The sequence below is a fragment of the Acinetobacter sp. YH12027 genome (genome assembly GCF_013420085.1).
Classification (GTDB): domain Bacteria; phylum Pseudomonadota; class Gammaproteobacteria; order Pseudomonadales; family Moraxellaceae; genus Acinetobacter; species Acinetobacter amyesii.
This window is the reverse complement of sequence record NZ_VOYW01000019.1, coordinates 1-16,593: the sequence shown is the minus strand read 5'-3', so window position 1 is coordinate 16,593 and position 16,593 is coordinate 1. Positions and strand designations below refer to the sequence as shown.

Sequence of the window (16,593 nt, the reverse complement as noted above, 5' to 3'; positions counted from 1 at the left end):
TAAATAATGGAAAAATAAAGATTTTGAAAAAAATAAGCATAAAAATATTGAGTCAGTCAATTTTTTGTATATATTTGACACTCTTTATAAATAACTAGAGATCATGATGAATTATAAAAAAACTTTGGCATGCTTTGCCGTAGCAGCTTCTTTATCAGGTTGTACCACGATTGCTGATCTTGCAGGTGCTGATTCTGCATCTTTGAACTTACAAGCAACACAGTCTTATAACGCAATGCTGAAAGACGCTCAGACCAAACAAGTGCTCGATACCAAGTCTGCAACTTATCAAAAAGTAAACCGTGTTTTCTGGAAAATGAAACCATTTGCAGATCAGATGAATCAAACGGGTCAGGCTTTTGATTGGAAAGTTGCCGTGATCAAGTCTAAAGAAATCAATGCCTATGTTGCACCCGGCGGGAAAGTTGTTTTCTATACAGGAATCGTCGAAACCCTCAAACTGACGGATGATGAAGTCGCAGCAATCATGGGTCACGAAATGGTTCATGCCTTAGAGGAACATGCAAAAAATAAAATTGGCGCTTCAGCACTGACCAATCTTGCGGTGAGTATCGGTTCACAATATGTAGGCAATGCTGCAGGCGGCTATGGTGCAACCTTGCTTGATTTGGGTAGTCAATTTGGTGTGGGCTTGCCGTATTCACGTAATTTGGAAAGCCGCGCGGATAAAGGTGGCCTAGTGATGATGGCAAAAGCTGGATATAACCCAGAAGCAGCGATCTCTTTGTGGAAAAAAATGAATGCGAATGACAACAGTGGCAATGATGCACTGAGCAAATTTATGTCTACACACCCAAGCAATAATGATCGTATTGCTGCCATGCAAAAAATGATGCCAGAAGCGCAGCAATTTTATAAAAATGCGACACCTTCGAGTGTACGTCGTTAATATCTGCGGTTTTCAAGACTAAAGTTGCATTTTAGTACGCTACACACTTTGTGTTGAGTTGCTAAAATGCAATTTGAATTAGGAAGAGAAGTGCAGGATGCAAAAGAATATTTCGACCACCATTTTTTATTCTTTATTATTTGCGATGGGGGGAGCACCCACTATTGCTATGATGATCATTCGTGCCCAAACTCAAGATCCACAATTAATTTATCAAGCCCTGATTGGGTTGTCGGTGATTATTGCCTGTATTCTTGTGCCCATAGTTTTGATACAAAATGCTGTCTTATTTTTTAAGCGAAAAAATGTGCAGTTAGAAGAAAAAATTAAGCCATTAATGCATGTGTATTTGGGCTTGAATGTGGTTTGTTTAATCTATTGGTTGGTTCTTCAATTTTCGGCTTAAAAAAATTACATAAATACTATTATAAGTCGCTACAACTTCGTTTTAAGCTCCAAACCATAAGAATATAATATCCATAAATTCACTTATATTTTAATGGTCTGGAGTAGCCTTAATGAAAAAAATAATTTTAACGAGCCTGTGTATGGCCGGTGTAATGACGATTTCGGGCTGTGCGACAGTGGCAGATATGGCAGGAGCGGATACTGCTACATTGAACGCGCAAGCAACACAAAGTTATAACAAAATGGTGACAGATGCGCGTTCTAAAAATCAGCTCGATACCTCTTCGAGTACATATAAGCGCATTAATACTGTATTCCAAAAACTACGTCCTTATGCAGACCAAATGAACCAAACGGGTCAAGCGTTCCAATGGCAATTGGCGGTCATGAAATCTGATCAAGTCAATGCCTTTGTAGCTCCAGGCGGTAAAGTTGTATTTTATACAGGTATCGTCAATAAACTAAATTTAACTGATGCAGAAATTGCAGCGGTTATGGGACATGAAATGGTCCATGCTCTTGAAGAACATGCAAAAAGTAAATTGGGTGCTCAAGCTTTAACGGATCTTGCGCTGAATATTGGTTTAAGTGCCGCAGGCAATAATGTCGGTCAATTGGGCACTGCGGCCGCGCAGTTAGGTAGTCAAATCGGTATAGGGTTACCGTATTCACGTTCTCTAGAAAGCCGTGCTGACCAAGGTGGTTTAATGTTAATGGCACGTGCAGGTTATAACCCACAAGCGGCGATTACACTTTGGGAAAAAATGAACAAGCTTGAAGGTGCGGGAGGTTCATCATTCCTGTCTACGCATCCATCAAACTCACAACGTATTGAAGCGATGCGTAAAAATCTACCAGCAGCGCAGCAGATTTATAACCAACGTCGTTAATTCATAAGAATTAATTATCCGTTTTAAAAAAGCAGGCCGTGGCCTGCTTTTTTGTATTTAATAGTTTGAAAAGTTCTTATATGGCATACCTATATCAGGCGCAATAAAAAAGGCAAAGTAAAAACTTTGCCTTCTTGCACTAGAGATTGGAAGATCTTAGTGGTGGTGACCGCCTGCACCGTGTACGTGACCGTGTTCAAGTTCTTCAGCAGAAGCCTCACGGATTTCAACGATTTCAACTTCGAAAGTTAAATCTTGACCAGCAAGTGGAAAGTTCGCATCAACAAGAACGTTGTCGCCTTCAACCGCTTTAACTGTCACGATTTGAACGCCGTCATCAGTTTGAGCTTGGAATTGCATACCTGGTTGGATGTTGTCCACGCCTTGGAACATTTGAGCAGGAACTTCTTGAACGAGATCAGGATTGTATTCGCCATAACCTTCAGCAGCAGGTACAGTTACAGTGAATTTTTCACCAACTGTTTTGCCTAAAAGAGCTTTTTCAAGACCTGGAATGATGTTACCAGCGCCGTGCAAATATGCTAGTGGCTCACCTTGAGATTGGTCGAGAGTTTCACCCTCTGCATTAGTCAATGTGTAGTGGAAAGAAACCACAGAGTTATTTGCAATAGCAGTCATGTTATTGATCCATTCAATTTTTTAAGGGTTACATCATAAAGTGAAATTGCACTTTTGTAGACTAAATTTATCAAAAAAATGCAATTTTTAAATGTTTATGATGATTTTTTCATTAATCGGGGCAAATCTGTAAATTTCAATGCAATTTAATTTTAGGCGCAATTTTTCGTGTAACAAAATCTTTAGCCGTTAATAGTCCTGCATGTGCGTAGCCGTAAATTGTGGCTTGATGCATTCGATAAAGTGAAACGTACATTGATTTGGCAACAAAGCCTTGAACATTGACCTGACCTAAAAGTTCACCAACCGCTTTATGTTTACTTAATGAGACTAGGGAGCCTTTGTCTGAAAATACGAACATTGGGAGTTGTTGACCACGGATACGCGCCTTTAAACAATCCACGAGAAATGACGCTTGTTGGCTAGCAACTTGAGCGCGTGGGCCGAGGACAGGCTCATCTGCACGCGGTTGGCAATGTGCACAATCACCAAAGGCGAAAATATCTGGGTGTGCCTTAGTTTGTAGTGTTGCATATACACTTAAACGCCCCATGTGGTCTTTTTCAAAGCCTTCAAGTTTAGAAATTACTTTTGGTGTTTTAATGCCTGCCGCCCAAACTTTTAGTTCGGCTTTAATTTTGCTTCCATCATTAAAATAGACATGTTCAGCATCGACTTTTTCCACACGTTTAGAGGTTAAGACCTCAATTTTCATACGTTGTAATTGCTGCTGTGCATGCTCGGCCATTTTTTCAGGGAGTGCAGGCAGAATCCGATCAGCACCTTCAATCAAATTGATCTGTACGCTTTGAGGATGAATTTTATTTAAACCATATTTATAAAAATTATTTTTTGCTTCAACCAATTCTGCTGAAAGTTCAACACCCGTTGCACCTGCGCCAATAATGGCAATTTTCAACTCACGTGCTGTATTACTATTTTGTGCATCCAAATACAACTGTAAGAGATCTTGTTGGAAGATTTCAGCTTGTTGCAGGCTGTCCAAATAGTGACAATGTTCATACACGCCCGGCGTGTTGAAATCGTTGGAAACTGAGCCTAAAGCAAGAACAAGGGTGTCATAACTCAGTTGCAGTTGTTCTTGAGTAGACTCATATTTACCTTGTTGGACTTTGCTAAGCTGAATGGTTTTTTCAGCAGGATTGATATCTTCAAACTTAGCCAAGACAAATTCATAATTATGCTTCGCAGCATGCGCATAATAGTTAATTTCTTCTTCACTAACCGACATTGTACCTGCGGCAATTTCATGTAAGAGGGGTTTCCAGACATGCGTGAGTTTCATATCTACGAGGGTGATGCGTGCTTTCTTTTTTTTCCCGAGTAAATCACCGAGTTGCGTAACCAGTTCTAAACCACCAGCACCACCACCGACAATGACAATATGGTGTAACTTGGAGTCATCAGCGTTATTCATTGAATTACCTATTTTATTATTGTTGAAAAAAAGAAGATGGCACGAGTATGTCATCTTCTTTATTGCACAAATAACGAATTGTCTTACAAGTTACATAATCACATCATTGACCTAAAGGGTAGGTTTTAACTTCTGCTGCATCCGTATTAAAGATGCTAAAAAGGCCTTTGATCCACATCATGAAACGCTCAAAAATATTGGCTTCTTCAATTTGCACGTCATCTTCGATATCAAAGGTATTGATCAGCTGATTATTTTGATAAACAGTAACGGTGGCTAATTTCATTACTTCAGCCAAAGGCGCAGTGAGTTCTTTTTCATTTACTTCAACACTCAGTTTAGTCTGTGTTTCATGAAGTGGTTCAATGGCTTGAATTTGGCCATTGCCAGTATTTAAAAGAATACGTTGCTGTGTAGGATCAAAAGCTTTTAAATCGATGGCATAAGCTTGATCATAAAGCGAAGTTGTAATCAGCTTAGGTTGTTGAGTTTCCACCTTAAACATTTTCAAGGTTGATTTAACCACAGGTAATTCTGCAATTAATTGCTTATCTTTGATTGCAACTTCATTACGTGTATAGGTATAAGCCAAGTTCATGAGGTTGTGTGCTACTTCTGCACGTTTTAATCCACTTTTTGCCCCTAATACTACAACAATCAAACGACGTTCTGGCGCGTCAGGATTCGCGATCAAACGGTTGGCTGTTAAAGCTAAGTTATAACCTGCAGCTTTAGTAAAACCTGTTTTTAAGCCATCAACGGTGGGATCTTGTTTTAATAAGATATTGGTTGCACGGTGGAAGCGTTGGTTATAACTAAAACTTTGTTGTTTTGAATAATACAAATAGTCAGGTGTGTCAGTCACCAGTGCTTGCCCTAAACGTGCAAGGTCAGCCGCCGATGAATAATGTTCTGGCATGGTAATACCGGCTGGATTTTGAAAATTGGTGTCATTCATGCCCAAAGCTTTAGCTTCTTTGTTCATGCGTTCAATAAATTTTGGAATATCACCAGAAATGCGTTCAGCTAAAGTCACTGCGGCATCATTGGCTGACATGACCACAAGACCTGCTAAAAGCTGATCAACTGAAATTTGTTCACCAGCTTTGAGATACATTTGTGATTCATCCCATTGAACCACTTGTACGACTGGGGTTGCGGTTAAGATTTCATTTTTCTTTAAATGACCTGCTTTAATTTCCTTTAAAGCAATATAAGCCACCATCATTTTGGTAAGTGAAGCAGGGGCACGCTGAACATGGCTATTATGTTCTGCAATCACCTGACCCGACTGAGGGTCTAAAATGGTCCAAGCTTCAGCTTCAACGGTTTCAGGGACAATATTTAAAAGGGCAGCATTTGCTATCGTGGAGCATAGAAAACTAAGCAGCGCGATGAGGTAAATCATGTGTTTCAATGAGGTTCCTTAACCAACCATTCCGTTGGTGGTAAAACGAAAAAATTTTTAGGCATGCTATGCCTTTTTTTTTCTGCTGACTAGTCATAATTGTAGACAATTGCGACAGTTCCGCATTCAGTTGTAAAAAATGTTAATCTAATTGATAAGTTATCTTTTATTTATTTTATATCGCCCATTATGTTGCATTATCAAATCGAATTTGACGATTATCGTCAACATCTAGTCCATGTCACTGCACGTTTCTTGGCAAATCCTACACAGGTACTTTCGCTGCCTACTTGGATTCCCGGAAGTTACTTAATCCGTGAATTTTCGAAGCATATTGAAGCTGTTCGAGCATATGATGAAGATGGGCGTTTGTTACAAATTGAGAAATTTGAAAAAAATAAATGGCGCTTATTCAATACAGATCATGAGTTGATCACGGTTGAATATGATGTATATGCCTTCGATTTATCGGTCCGTGGGGCTTATGTCGATCAAAGCCGTTTATATGTCAATCCAGCTTGCGCATGTTTAGGTTTAGTTGACCAAGAAGATACAGCCATTGAGGTTGAAGTTTTCTTGCCACCCGAGTTAAAGCATTTCCAACTTGCGACTGGATTGAAGTCAAAAAGTTTAGTGAAAGGTCGTTATACCTTATATGCAGATAACTATGCCCAGTTAATTGATGCACCGTTTGAACTGGCGGAACAAACCCATTTTAGTTTTGAAGCCAACGGCATTCCACACGAGTTTGTGGTGTCGGGCAAACATGCCATGAACGCGCAGCGTATGCAGCAAGACATCGAAAAAATTTGTTCGACTGAAATTTCAATGTTTGGTTCGGCACCTTTTAAAGACTATACCTTTATGACCATGGCAACGGCGAATAGCTATGGTGGTTTGGAACATCCAAACAGTACGAGTTTAATTAGCCCACGTGATGATTTACCAAAAGCCAATGAACCTGTAGAGCCTTCGGCAGATTATCAACGTTTCTTAGGTTTATGCAGCCATGAATATTTCCATTCATGGTTAGTAAAATTTATCCGTCCAGAAAACTTTGTGAATTATGATTTGAACAAAGAAGGCTACACTTCTTTGCTTTGGATATTTGAAGGTTTTACATCGTATTATGATGATTTGATTTTATTGCGCAGCGGCGTGATTAATCAGGATTCATATATCAAGCTTTTGAAAGCACAAATTGATCGCTATTTACAAAATCCAGGTCGTGAAATTCAAACTGTTGCTGAGTCAAGCTTTGATGCATGGGTGAAATTCTACCGCCAGGATGAAAACTCAAATAATGCAGGTACCAGTTACTACAACAAAGGCTGCCTCGTGGCGCTGTGTTTAGACCTTGGCTTACGCCTACGTGGTTCAAGTCTTGATGCCTTAATGCGTAAGCTATATGAAAACGCACAAAACGGCATTCAAGTGAATGAACGGACTATTTTCAATTTATGCAATGAATTAACAGGTGATGATTGGTTAGAACAAATCAATCATTTGATTAATACTACGGATGAATTGCCGTTAGATCAGTTGTTCCCTGAGTTTGGCTTCAGCTATACGCTAAAAAATGACAAATCATTGCCATTTGGTCTAAAACTGGCTGATAAGCCTGAAGGTGTGTTGGTTCAGTCTGCTCGCCGTGATGGTGCAGCGGCAAAAGCTGGTTTGTCTGCGAACGATGTGATTATTGCGATTGATGGTCTAAAAGCGACCGTTAAATTGGTAGAAAAATATGCCAAGCAAGACGGAGCTTATAACGTACTGGCATTCCGCCGCGATGAACTGATGAGCTTTGAAGTGAAAGCAGCAAGTTCAGAATTGTCGGAAGTGGAACTTAAAGTTGAAGATCAGGCTAAAGCTGAGAAGTGGTTAAAAGCTTAATTTGATAAGTATTTAATTTTCATGTAAAACCCATACTTAGGTATGGGTTTTTTATTAGTAAAAGATGAATCAAAAAAGTTTAAATTGGGGTATTGCTATTACAGGCATTTGGTTGACTGTAATTATTATTGTTTGGTTTTTTGGAGGTTTAGAATCTCCATCATCTTTAAATGAATTAGGAGATGCTCTTGCAGGCATTTTTGCGCCAATTGCATTCTTTTGGCTGATTATGGGGTATATACAACAAGGTAAACAGTTGGATCAAAATACCAAAGCTTTGGAACAGCAAGAAAGAGCGCTTCAATTGCAAATTGATGAGATGAAGGAGAGCGTTAAACAGCAAGGGTATCTTGCTCAGCTACAGTCAGAACAATTGAGAATGAATCATAATTCATGCCAACCTTACTTAGAATTATGCACTCCAAAATTAGAAATTGTTGATATTAGAGATCTATTAACTAATAAGCCTGAAAAGTTATGCTCATTAATTTTTAGTGTTTATTCGAGAATTAATGAATCAAGAATTGTTTTATTAATGACTTTGGATGACACAATTTATCAGCGTGAAATGAAAATATTAGTTGATGAGTCTATTGAATTTAAATTAAGGCTAGATTGTTTGAATGACACTTATACTAATGATTTTTTATCAGCAAAAATCAATGATTTGGATTTTAAATTTAAGATGAGATTTCAGAATATTTACGGATTAGAAACTGAAAATATTTATTCATATAGAATATTAAGACATGAAACAGGTGAGGTTCAAGTATTAAAGCCATCACTGAGAGATTCGTTAGTAGCAAGTAAAGTTGTATAAATTATGCTTCAAAGATTCATTTTTATTGAAAAAAAGCTCACTGGTGTAAGCTTTTTTCAAACTGATTTTTAAGAAATAATATCAACGTCCGTTACGACCGCGGCCACGTGGGGCTTTAGTATTCGGACGAGTTGTACCATTGGTACGGCGTTTTGGTTTTTCGCTCTCATCCATTTGCCAGATACGTTTTGTACCTGACTTTTTCACGGATCCGTCTTTATTCTTACGAACCATTGGCTTACCACCTGTACCGCCTGGTTTTTTCACATAAGAGCGCGAACGGTAAGGTTCTTCTGCAGGTACATTTTGAAAGTCAGGGTAAAGTAACGGTTCAATTTCTTTGGTTTCACCTGGTTCTAAAGCCAATTGAACTAAATCGATTGCACCAATACGTGTACGAATTAAACGTAAGGTTGGGAAACCCACTGCTGAAGTCATACGACGAACTTGGCGGTTACGGCCTTCACAAATTTGGATTTCAATCCAAGAGGTTGGAATGTTTGCACGGAAACGTACAGGAGGATCACGTTCCCATAACCATTCTGGTTGTTGTACTTTGATCGCTTTGGCTGGCAACGTCATACCGTCTTTCAGCTCAACGCCTTTACGTAATTGCTCAAGTGCTTCTTCTGTGATGTCGCCATCGACTTGCACTAAGTAGGTTTTGAACTTTTTATTTTCAGGGTTGGTAATGTACTGATTTAAACCACCATGATCAGTTAAAAATACCAAACCTTCAGAGTCCATATCTAAACGACCTGCAATACGTAGACTAGGATCGTCCACGAAGTCAGATATGGTCATATGCGCTTCGTCTTTACGGAATTGGGAGAGCACGTCATATGGCTTGTTTAAGATGACGATTTTCATAGGAAATAACTTCTATTAAATACAATAATTCAAATTGGTTAAGATTTATTCAACAGGGAAATGCAGCTATTTCCCATCTAAATCTCAAAAAAGGTAGATTTGCTTTAGAGTATTATGCGTGAAGCGCAATTAAAAGTCTTATCAAACAGCAATTATTTTTTCACTCGCTTCTCAGGGAGGATCATAAAAATGGGTTATCAGAAGATCGTCGTTCCAGTGGATGGGACAAAAATTACAGTAAATTCAGACTTATCATTCAATGTTCCCAATAATCCAATTATTCCGTTTATTGAAGGCGATGGTATAGGTGTTGATATCACGCCCGTGATGAAAACCGTGGTGAATGCCGCAGTACAAAAAGCTTATGGTGGAAAACGTGCCATAGAATGGATGGAAGTCTATTGTGGTGAAAAAGCCAATAAAATTTATGGCACCTATATGCCCGAAGAAACCTTTGAGGCTTTACGCGAATTTGTGGTTTCAATTAAAGGGCCGTTAACGACGCCTGTCGGTGGTGGCATTCGTTCGCTAAATGTTGCACTACGTCAAGAATTAGATCTCTACGTCTGTGTGCGCCCAGTACGTTGGTTTAAGGGCGTTCCTTCACCTGTTCAGCATCCTGAACGTACAGACATGGTGATCTTCCGAGAGAACTCAGAAGATATTTACGCAGGGATCGAATGGAAAGCAGATTCGCCTGAAGCCAAGAAAATGATCAAATTTCTTAAAGAGGAAATGGGCGTCACTAAGATTCGCTTTGAGGAAAATTGCGGTATCGGGATTAAGCCTGTATCTAAAGAAGGTTCTCAGCGTTTGGTACGTAAAGCTATTCAATTCGCCATTGATAATGATAAGCCGAATGTCACTTTGGTGCACAAAGGTAATATCATGAAATATACCGAAGGGGCGTTTAAAGAGTGGGGTTATGAAGTCGCACTTGAGCGCTTTGGTGGTGAATTGCTAGATGGTGGTCCTTGGGTCAAAATAAAAAATCCAAAAACGGGCAAAGAAATCGTGATTAAAGATGCGATCGCGGACGCTTTTTTACAGCAGATTCTCATGCGTCCGACCGATTATTCAGTCATTGCTACCCTAAATTTAAACGGTGACTATATTTCAGATGCTTTAGCGGCTGAAGTTGGCGGCATTGGTATTGCACCGGGTGCTAATATTGGTGGCGCGGTACAAGTTTATGAAGCGACACATGGCACTGCACCTAAATATGCGGGTCAAGACAAAGTAAACCCTGGGTCTATTATTCTGTCTGCAGAAATGATGCTGCGAAATATGGGCTGGACTGAAGCGGCAGATCTAATTATTAAAGGGATCGCAGGTGCCATTGAAGCCAAAACGGTGACCTATGATTTTGAACGACTCATGCAAGGTGCAAAACTATTACGTTGTTCGGAGTTTGGACAAGCCATCATTGAGCATATGGACTGAGTTTATTTGCCAATCTAAGTGTAAAAAATGATAGGTGAAAAAAGGACTGAATGATTTAGTCCTTTTTTAGGACTAAACATTAAAAACACAGAATCATAGCTTCTCAATACAATTCAAAATACAGCAATCAAAAGGTGACTTCACGCAATCAATCAGATGGTCTGGCATGCTTGTCATGTTACTAAAAGTTTAAAACCACACTATTCGAGTGAACTTAAGTAATGCAGAAAATAGAGGGGGATTGATTTCAAATTAATTATTCTCCAGAAATTTTACAATGACGTAATTCGAAACATTTATCGGGTTGGTTCCATGAAAATTAGCGGTACATTGGTTGTTGTCCTTTAGTAGAAGTACACCTAGCAGCAGTACATTGCGATATTTGTGATGAAAAAGGAGAAATGAAATGTCTCGTAAACAGCATCAACAAAACCAACAATCTGATCAACAACAGCAGCAAAATGATCAGCAACAGCAACAGCAACAGCAACAGCAACAAGACCAGAAGAAACAGAAACAACAGCCACATCAACGAAATCAGCGTCAACAACATCATTAATAGGCTAAAGACTTTGTGAGTCAAAGTTCATTTGGTCAAACGATTTTCTAATTGATCGAAATTTAAGTTTTATACGTAGACGAGAAGGAGATGAATTTGTCTAAGAAAACCAAATCACTTAAAAAGGAAATTAAAGCGAGGTTGAACAAAATTTCAAAGCATAATTCTGCTCTGAAAAAATTAAAGAAAAAGCTGAAAAAAGCTTAGCCCATTCACTCTTTATCAAAATGAAAAGACCTATTTATATAGGTCTTTTCTTTGTATGCATGACTTTTGTATGTGTGAATGGTGATGCAGTTGAATGTCTTGTGATTTGCCTAGACGAGATTTTTGCTCAATTTTGCTGTTCGAGTGAACCAAAAGAGTTGCATTGTTCCAATGCAGAGTACGCATGCGGCCAAAATAAATTGCTGTGAATAATCAATACCAATTCGCTGTAAAAAACTAAAGCTTAAACCACCGATCAATTGAATAGATGCAAAGCACAGAGTTGCAATGCTCCAGAGCTTTTTATAGGCGCTACCATAGATTTGCAAAATGGTATAAGAGGTGAGAAAAACCACTGCTGGATTGAGCAAGCCTGTCGCAAAAGAAGATAAAAAAGTAAAAAGTGGATGGATATTAATAATCGCTATAAAAATCGCGAAGACATAACAGCTATATAAAATTTTAAGAGCGCTAATATTTCCCAGTTTTTGTGCTAGGCAGTAAGCAACAAATGCCCCTAAAGCACTCCCTAGACCATATAAAATCCAATTGAAATTGATCCCGATCGGGCTGAGGTGTAGGGTGTGAGTTAAATAGTCAATCCAAAATAATGAATGGGGCACGTAAGCAAAAGCACTGGTGCTATACACGATTAAGAGACAATAGAATATCCCATCAACTTTATGTTCTGCAGCTGAAATCGTGGTGAATGTTGTGAGCTGTGATTTAAAACCTTTTAAAAGCACGCTGAGTAACATACAAATCAGGCTTGAAAAAGAAAATAAAATCAACCAAGCCCACTTTGTCGGCATTTGTTGGATGTAAGGCAAAAATAGCGTTGCCATTAAGACCCCCAAGCCAATACCACTGAAACCAATAAAGTTGATTTTAAAGCGGTCTTGAAGCTGTGAACATTGGGCCACAACACTTGGGGAGAGGATCATTAGTAAGCCGCCGCTGATCCCTGAAATAACGCGCCAAGTGCTATACCAAAGTTCTGAAAAACCTGAAAATGCACAACTGAGTAAACTGAGTGTCCCTGCAATAGCTGCGAGTTGGATATAATTCACCATGCTTTTATTTTGGGGTACTTTCATGGCCCAAAATGCACCGATCAAGTAGCCGAGCAAATTGGCACTGCCTAAGATGCTGGCAAAACTTGGGCTCCAACCAAATGCTTCACGGGTTGAAGGGAGGAGTGCGGTATAGGAAAAACGTAATATCCCGATGCCTAGGCACATGCTTAGACAGAGAAATAGGCTCAGTTTAATTTTGTTAGAGAACATCCTGTACTCATGTATTTTTATGATTGGTTAAAAAATAACATGAATAGGCTATAGAAAAATCAACAGATCTTAAAGTTTTGACTAAGGTCTAAGCTCAAAATAAATTATTAAAAACTTAACTATTCAAAAAGATAGCTGTGGTGTGAGTACAGTAAGAAGTCAAATTTAAAGATACAGTAATAAAAAACCGTACACGTCGTACGGTTTTTTATTTTTAAAGCACTTATGAATTAACGCATTTTCGCCAAGAAACGACCTAAACGAGTGAGTGCTTCACGTAGTTCATTTTCAGCAGGCAAGAACACCACACGGAAATGATCAGGTGTCGGCCAGTTAAAACCTGTACCTTGAACCAAAAGCACTTTTTCAGCACGGAGGAAATCTAACATGAATTTCTCATCGTCTTGGATTGGGTAAATTTCAGGATCCAATTTAGGGAAGCAGTACATTGCACCCTCTGGTTTCACACAAGATACACCTGGAATATCATTCAACATTTCCCAAGCAATGTTACGTTGTTCATATAAACGGCCGCCCGGACGGATGAGATCATTAATTGATTGATAACCGCCTAAAGCTGTTTGAATCGCATATTGCGCTTGGTGGTTGGCACACAGACGCATCGACGCCAACATGTCTAAACCTTCAATGTAGTCGAGCGCACGTGATTTATCGCCTGTAATTGCCATCCAGCCCGAACGGTAACCTGCAATTCGGTATGCTTTCGATAAGCCATTGAAAGAAATACACAACTGATCACCTGCCAATGACGCAACAGAGACGTGCTCAATACCGTCATAAACGATCTTGTCGTAAATTTCATCAGCAAATAAAATTAAGTCGTATTTCTTCGCAAGAGCTACAATTTGCTCAAGCACATGACGTGGGTAAACCGCACCTGTTGGGTTGTTCGGGTTAATCACCACGATACCGCGGGTATTAGGGGTGATTTTACTTTCCATGTCGGCAATATCTGGATACCAGAAATTTTCTTCATCACATTTATAGTGAATAGCTGTACCGCCAGAAAGGTTAACTGCTGCTGTCCAAAGCGGATAATCTGGCATAGGCACTAGCATTTCGTCGCCATCGTCGAGCAAGCCTTGCATTGCCATCACGATCAGTTCAGATACGCCATTTCCGACATACACGTCATTGACGTGCATGTTTAAGATGCCTTTTTGTTGATAATACTGACAAATCGCTTTACGCGCAGGGAAGATGCCTTTTGAGTCGGTATAACCAATTGCATTAGGCAGGTTGAGTGCCACGTCGTTAATAATTTCTTGAGGTGCTTCAAAACCAAAAGGAGCAGGGTTACCAATATTTAATTTAATAATTTTATGGCCAGCCTCTTCCATCTCATTGGCCGCTCGCAACACTGGTCCGCGAATGTCGTAGCAAACATGCTCGAGCTTAGACGATTTCTTAATTTCGCGGGGGGTGTTAAACGTATTCGGCATTTTTATATTCTCGGAAAGAGTGGAGGTCACTTTTGCATAACGGTATAAATAGCTTTTAAATGTCTCGGTCGTTACTAAATCGAGATGATGTTCGTCTCTGAGTAAAGCAACTATTTTTTCATGCGTAAACCCTGCCTGTTGATATTGTTTGATCACGGGCAGCAGATTTTTAAAAATTACGCTCTTTTTCTGCGACATTTTTTAATCCTGAGCAAGAGTAGCGCTAAGATTATCACTAAAGGTGCTCACAAAAAAGCATTTAATTTGGCATTTTGCTCACCACGATTTTATATTTGCTTACTTTTTGCTTTTTGGGTCATTATATAGATTTTGTAAATTGTTGAATAAAGACTAGAAATTTAAGATTGAATGACGTAAATATAGGATTATCCTATTTTAAATACCACGATATAAAGGGACGTCATCATGGGAAAACTCAATAAAACAGAAAGAGAATGGCAAAGAGAATTGTCGCCAGAAGAGTTTCGCATAACGCGTCAGAAAGGCACGGAGCAAGCTTTCACTGGAAAATATTGGAATACGAAACAAGCTGGCACGTATGTATGTCGTTGTTGCGGGGAACCGCTTTTTTCTTCTGAAACAAAATACGATAGCGGTTGTGGTTGGCCGAGCTTTTATAAGCCAATTGAACCTGCTGCGGTGGAAGAAAATGTAGATACGACACACGGTATGGTCAGAACAGAAATTGTTTGTCATCATTGTGACGCACATTTAGGGCATGTTTTTGCTGATGGCCCACAGCCGACTGGATTACGTTATTGTATTAATTCGGCATCCTTAGAATTAGAAACAAAAGAAAAAAATGATGAGGAAACTTATCCATGACCACCATTCACCAGTTTGAAGCAGAATTACTGGACGGAAGTAATAAATCCTTTGCAGATTATGAAGGCAAGGTTTTATTAATTGTAAATACCGCTAGTAAATGTGGGTTTACTCCTCAATTTGCTGGTTTGGAGAAAATTTACGAACAATATAAAGATCAAGGTTTTGAGGTTTTAGGTTTTCCATGCAACCAATTTGGCGGACAAGATCCGGGTTCGAATGATCAAATTGGCGCGTTTTGTCAAAAAAACTATGGCGTATCTTTTCCGATGTTTGCCAAAGTGAATGTAAAAGGCCCTGAAGCGCATGTGATTTTCCGTTATTTAACCAATAACTCGAAAGGCGTATTGGGTAATGGTATTAAATGGAACTTCACCAAGTTTTTAATTGGCAAAAATGGGCAAGTTATTAACCGCTATGCACCCACGACCAAGCCTGAAACATTGAATGAAGATATTGAAAAAGCTTTAGCTCAGTCAAAATGAAGTGAATTATTGGCCGAACTGAGGTTGATATAAAGGCGCGGAAGCGTCTTTATTTTTTTGGATGTTTTATACTGAAGTGTCTTTATTTGAAGGTCATAACATTGTTTAAGCAGATGGTTAAACGTCGAATTTGTGTTTTAACGTTTTTTTTACTCGTATGTGTGGAGATAGCTTGGGCAGATAGCAATCCAAGTGCATCTGAACCTACAAAAATGTCTGTTGTTGCAAGCAATCTAGACCTTACTACAGATGCTCGGGTCAACGCATTATTGCAAATATTAAAAACACCTATAAAAGAATACCAACCTACGCGTGTTGCAGATGTAATTGATCCACATGTAAAACCGAAAATGTATGAAGTTTCTTGGGTAAATGCACCGCAATATGTGCTGTCTGCGTCTGAGATGAAAACATATAAACAACCTGTCAAGCTACAGCTTACAGTGATTGCTGCAACAGGCTATATTGGTGGCTCAAAACTCATTGCAAGTTCAGGCTCTAAAAACTTTGATCAAAAAGTACAAAAATCCTTATTAGTTGCGCGACTTGAACCTATTCCGATGGTTGATAAAAATCTCAGTTATACCGTTGAACATGAATTTACTCTTCATCCACCTCAATAAGCTTATAGCAGAAGGCAAATTTTGAGTTCCATAAATGATCTGTTATTACTGGTGCATCTAATTGATAATGAAAGATATTACTTTGCAACTAGCTAAAACCTTTCAGATGTCTGCTTATCTATTCGCTTTACAACAATCCGTTATGATCATACTTATTTTTCATACAGCGTTTAACACTGAGCGAACCTCGAACATTTAAATTGGGTGGTACATTTGATTTCTAATGGTTTTCAGTGATTTCTCAATAATTGTTTATAAGTAATTATTGCTAGATGATTAGTAAGCGTCCGCTGAACCCCATGCCTATTTTTTAATTCGATTTAGGTTTCCAGCGGTGTGGTAGCAATTCTTCAATCTGAGTCACTTTATGTGTCGGCAACCTTTTCAGCACATCACTTAAATAGG

General features: G+C 39.0%; 17 protein-coding genes. 10 read left to right on the top strand and 7 right to left on the bottom strand.

The annotated features are described in order from the left end of the window. Positions 1–106: 106 nt before the first annotated feature. The 3 genes from FTT94_RS08675 to FTT94_RS08665 all read left to right on the top strand — a co-directional run bounded on the left by FTT94_RS08675 (position 107) and on the right by FTT94_RS08665 (position 2,208). Positions 107–910: a M48 family metallopeptidase gene (locus FTT94_RS08675; RefSeq protein WP_180170612.1), complete on the top strand. Its 804-nt coding sequence runs from the start codon at positions 107–109 to the stop codon at positions 908–910. Positions 911–1,007: 97 nt separating this feature from the next. Continuing rightward, entirely contained in the window at positions 1,008–1,316 is a 309-nt protein-coding gene (locus tag FTT94_RS08670; protein ID WP_078194385.1) for a hypothetical protein, read from the top strand. A 112-nt stretch (positions 1,317–1,428) separates the two neighbouring features. Next, positions 1,429–2,208: a M48 family metallopeptidase gene (locus FTT94_RS08665; protein WP_078194384.1), complete on the top strand. Its 780-nt coding sequence runs from the start codon at positions 1,429–1,431 to the stop codon at positions 2,206–2,208. A 156-nt stretch (positions 2,209–2,364) separates the two neighbouring features. On the opposite strand, the gene FTT94_RS08660 is transcribed toward FTT94_RS08665, so the two are convergent. From FTT94_RS08660 to FTT94_RS08650, 3 genes are all read right to left on the bottom strand, one after another. Continuing rightward, entirely contained in the window at positions 2,365–2,847 is a 483-nt protein-coding gene (locus tag FTT94_RS08660; RefSeq protein WP_078189067.1) for a peptidylprolyl isomerase, read from the bottom strand. A 136-nt stretch (positions 2,848–2,983) separates the two neighbouring features. Further along, a complete protein-coding gene (locus FTT94_RS08655) occupies positions 2,984–4,285 on the bottom strand; it encodes an NAD(P)/FAD-dependent oxidoreductase (protein ID WP_180113970.1) in 1,302 nt (433 codons plus the stop codon). A 103-nt stretch (positions 4,286–4,388) separates the two neighbouring features. After that, the gene (locus FTT94_RS08650; protein ID WP_306669395.1) at positions 4,389–5,702 is read right to left on the bottom strand and encodes a D-alanyl-D-alanine carboxypeptidase PBP6B; all 1,314 of its coding nucleotides are present in this window, start codon (positions 5,700–5,702) and stop codon (positions 4,389–4,391) included. 180 nt (positions 5,703–5,882) lie between these two features. Here FTT94_RS08650 and FTT94_RS08645 point away from each other — a divergent pair, with 180 nt between their 5' ends. Together FTT94_RS08645 and FTT94_RS16660 are read left to right on the top strand one after the other, a co-directional pair. Then, the gene (locus FTT94_RS08645; RefSeq protein ID WP_180170611.1) at positions 5,883–7,586 is read left to right on the top strand and encodes a M61 family metallopeptidase; all 1,704 of its coding nucleotides are present in this window, start codon (positions 5,883–5,885) and stop codon (positions 7,584–7,586) included. Positions 7,587–7,650: 64 nt separating this feature from the next. Further along, positions 7,651–8,406 carry a hypothetical protein gene (locus tag FTT94_RS16660; RefSeq protein ID WP_257228620.1) on the top strand — a complete coding sequence of 252 codons (756 nt, stop codon included), beginning with the start codon at positions 7,651–7,653 and terminating at the stop codon, positions 8,404–8,406. 81 nt (positions 8,407–8,487) lie between these two features. On the opposite strand, the gene FTT94_RS08635 is transcribed toward FTT94_RS16660, so the two are convergent. Continuing rightward, entirely contained in the window at positions 8,488–9,276 is a 789-nt protein-coding gene (locus FTT94_RS08635; RefSeq protein ID WP_180004000.1) for an rRNA large subunit pseudouridine synthase E, read from the bottom strand. A gap of 189 nt (positions 9,277–9,465) precedes the next feature. Between FTT94_RS08635 and icd the strand changes: the two genes are divergently transcribed. Then, on the top strand, positions 9,466–10,719 hold the full coding sequence (icd, locus tag FTT94_RS08630; protein ID WP_180004095.1) for an NADP-dependent isocitrate dehydrogenase: 1,254 nt from the start codon (positions 9,466–9,468) through the stop codon (positions 10,717–10,719). 406 nt (positions 10,720–11,125) lie between these two features. After that, positions 11,126–11,278 (top strand): hypothetical protein, encoded by a 153-nt coding sequence (locus FTT94_RS08625; protein WP_180106655.1) that lies wholly within the window; start codon positions 11,126–11,128, stop codon positions 11,276–11,278. 317 nt (positions 11,279–11,595) lie between these two features. Here the strand turns inward: FTT94_RS08625 and FTT94_RS08620 are convergent, their stop codons facing one another. After that, positions 11,596–12,771, bottom strand: a complete 1,176-nt coding sequence (locus tag FTT94_RS08620; protein WP_180170610.1) for a YbfB/YjiJ family MFS transporter — start codon at positions 12,769–12,771, stop codon at positions 11,596–11,598. A 230-nt stretch (positions 12,772–13,001) separates the two neighbouring features. Continuing rightward, positions 13,002–14,432 carry a pyridoxal phosphate-dependent aminotransferase gene (locus tag FTT94_RS08615; protein WP_078189059.1) on the bottom strand — a complete coding sequence of 477 codons (1,431 nt, stop codon included), beginning with the start codon at positions 14,430–14,432 and terminating at the stop codon, positions 13,002–13,004. 228 nt (positions 14,433–14,660) lie between these two features. Here FTT94_RS08615 and msrB point away from each other — a divergent pair, with 228 nt between their 5' ends. The 3 genes from msrB (at position 14,661) to FTT94_RS08600 (ending at position 16,188) form a co-directional block, all read left to right on the top strand. Beyond that, the gene (gene msrB, locus FTT94_RS08610; RefSeq protein ID WP_078189058.1) at positions 14,661–15,080 is read left to right on the top strand and encodes a peptide-methionine (R)-S-oxide reductase MsrB; all 420 of its coding nucleotides are present in this window, start codon (positions 14,661–14,663) and stop codon (positions 15,078–15,080) included. Next, the gene (locus FTT94_RS08605; RefSeq protein ID WP_111885907.1) at positions 15,077–15,565 is read left to right on the top strand and encodes a glutathione peroxidase; all 489 of its coding nucleotides are present in this window, start codon (positions 15,077–15,079) and stop codon (positions 15,563–15,565) included. Before msrB ends, FTT94_RS08605 begins: the two co-directional genes overlap by 4 nt. Positions 15,566–15,777: 212 nt before the next feature. Then, complete coding sequence (locus FTT94_RS08600) at positions 15,778–16,188, top strand: energy transducer TonB (RefSeq protein WP_180103207.1); 411 nt, start codon at positions 15,778–15,780, stop codon at positions 16,186–16,188. 310 nt (positions 16,189–16,498) lie between these two features. Here the strand turns inward: FTT94_RS08600 and FTT94_RS08595 are convergent. Beyond that, positions 16,499–16,593, bottom strand: a 95-nt coding sequence (locus tag FTT94_RS08595) for a transposase domain-containing protein (protein ID WP_179993438.1), incomplete at its 5' end; no start/stop codon positions are given.

Coding starts and splice junctions, on each gene's coding strand:
- FTT94_RS08635 (WP_180004000.1), bottom strand. CDS start 9,276: ATGAAAATCGTCATCTTAAACAAGCCATATGACGTGCTCTCCCAATTC.
- FTT94_RS08605 (WP_111885907.1), top strand. CDS start 15,077: ATGACCACCATTCACCAGTTTGAAGCAGAATTACTGGACGGAAGTAAT.
- FTT94_RS08675 (WP_180170612.1), top strand. CDS start 107: ATGAATTATAAAAAAACTTTGGCATGCTTTGCCGTAGCAGCTTCTTTA.
- FTT94_RS08600 (WP_180103207.1), top strand. CDS start 15,778: ATGTCTGTTGTTGCAAGCAATCTAGACCTTACTACAGATGCTCGGGTC.
- FTT94_RS08655 (WP_180113970.1), bottom strand. CDS start 4,285: ATGAATAACGCTGATGACTCCAAGTTACACCATATTGTCATTGTCGGT.
- FTT94_RS08660 (WP_078189067.1), bottom strand. CDS start 2,847: ATGACTGCTATTGCAAATAACTCTGTGGTTTCTTTCCACTACACATTG.
- FTT94_RS16660 (WP_257228620.1), top strand. CDS start 7,651: ATGAATCAAAAAAGTTTAAATTGGGGTATTGCTATTACAGGCATTTGG.
- FTT94_RS08665 (WP_078194384.1), top strand. CDS start 1,429: ATGAAAAAAATAATTTTAACGAGCCTGTGTATGGCCGGTGTAATGACG.
- FTT94_RS08620 (WP_180170610.1), bottom strand. CDS start 12,771: ATGTTCTCTAACAAAATTAAACTGAGCCTATTTCTCTGTCTAAGCATG.
- FTT94_RS08625 (WP_180106655.1), top strand. CDS start 11,126: ATGTCTCGTAAACAGCATCAACAAAACCAACAATCTGATCAACAACAG.
- FTT94_RS08670 (WP_078194385.1), top strand. CDS start 1,008: ATGCAAAAGAATATTTCGACCACCATTTTTTATTCTTTATTATTTGCG.
- FTT94_RS08645 (WP_180170611.1), top strand. CDS start 5,883: ATGTTGCATTATCAAATCGAATTTGACGATTATCGTCAACATCTAGTC.
- msrB (WP_078189058.1), top strand. CDS start 14,661: ATGGGAAAACTCAATAAAACAGAAAGAGAATGGCAAAGAGAATTGTCG.
- icd (WP_180004095.1), top strand. CDS start 9,466: ATGGGTTATCAGAAGATCGTCGTTCCAGTGGATGGGACAAAAATTACA.
- FTT94_RS08615 (WP_078189059.1), bottom strand. CDS start 14,432: ATGTCGCAGAAAAAGAGCGTAATTTTTAAAAATCTGCTGCCCGTGATC.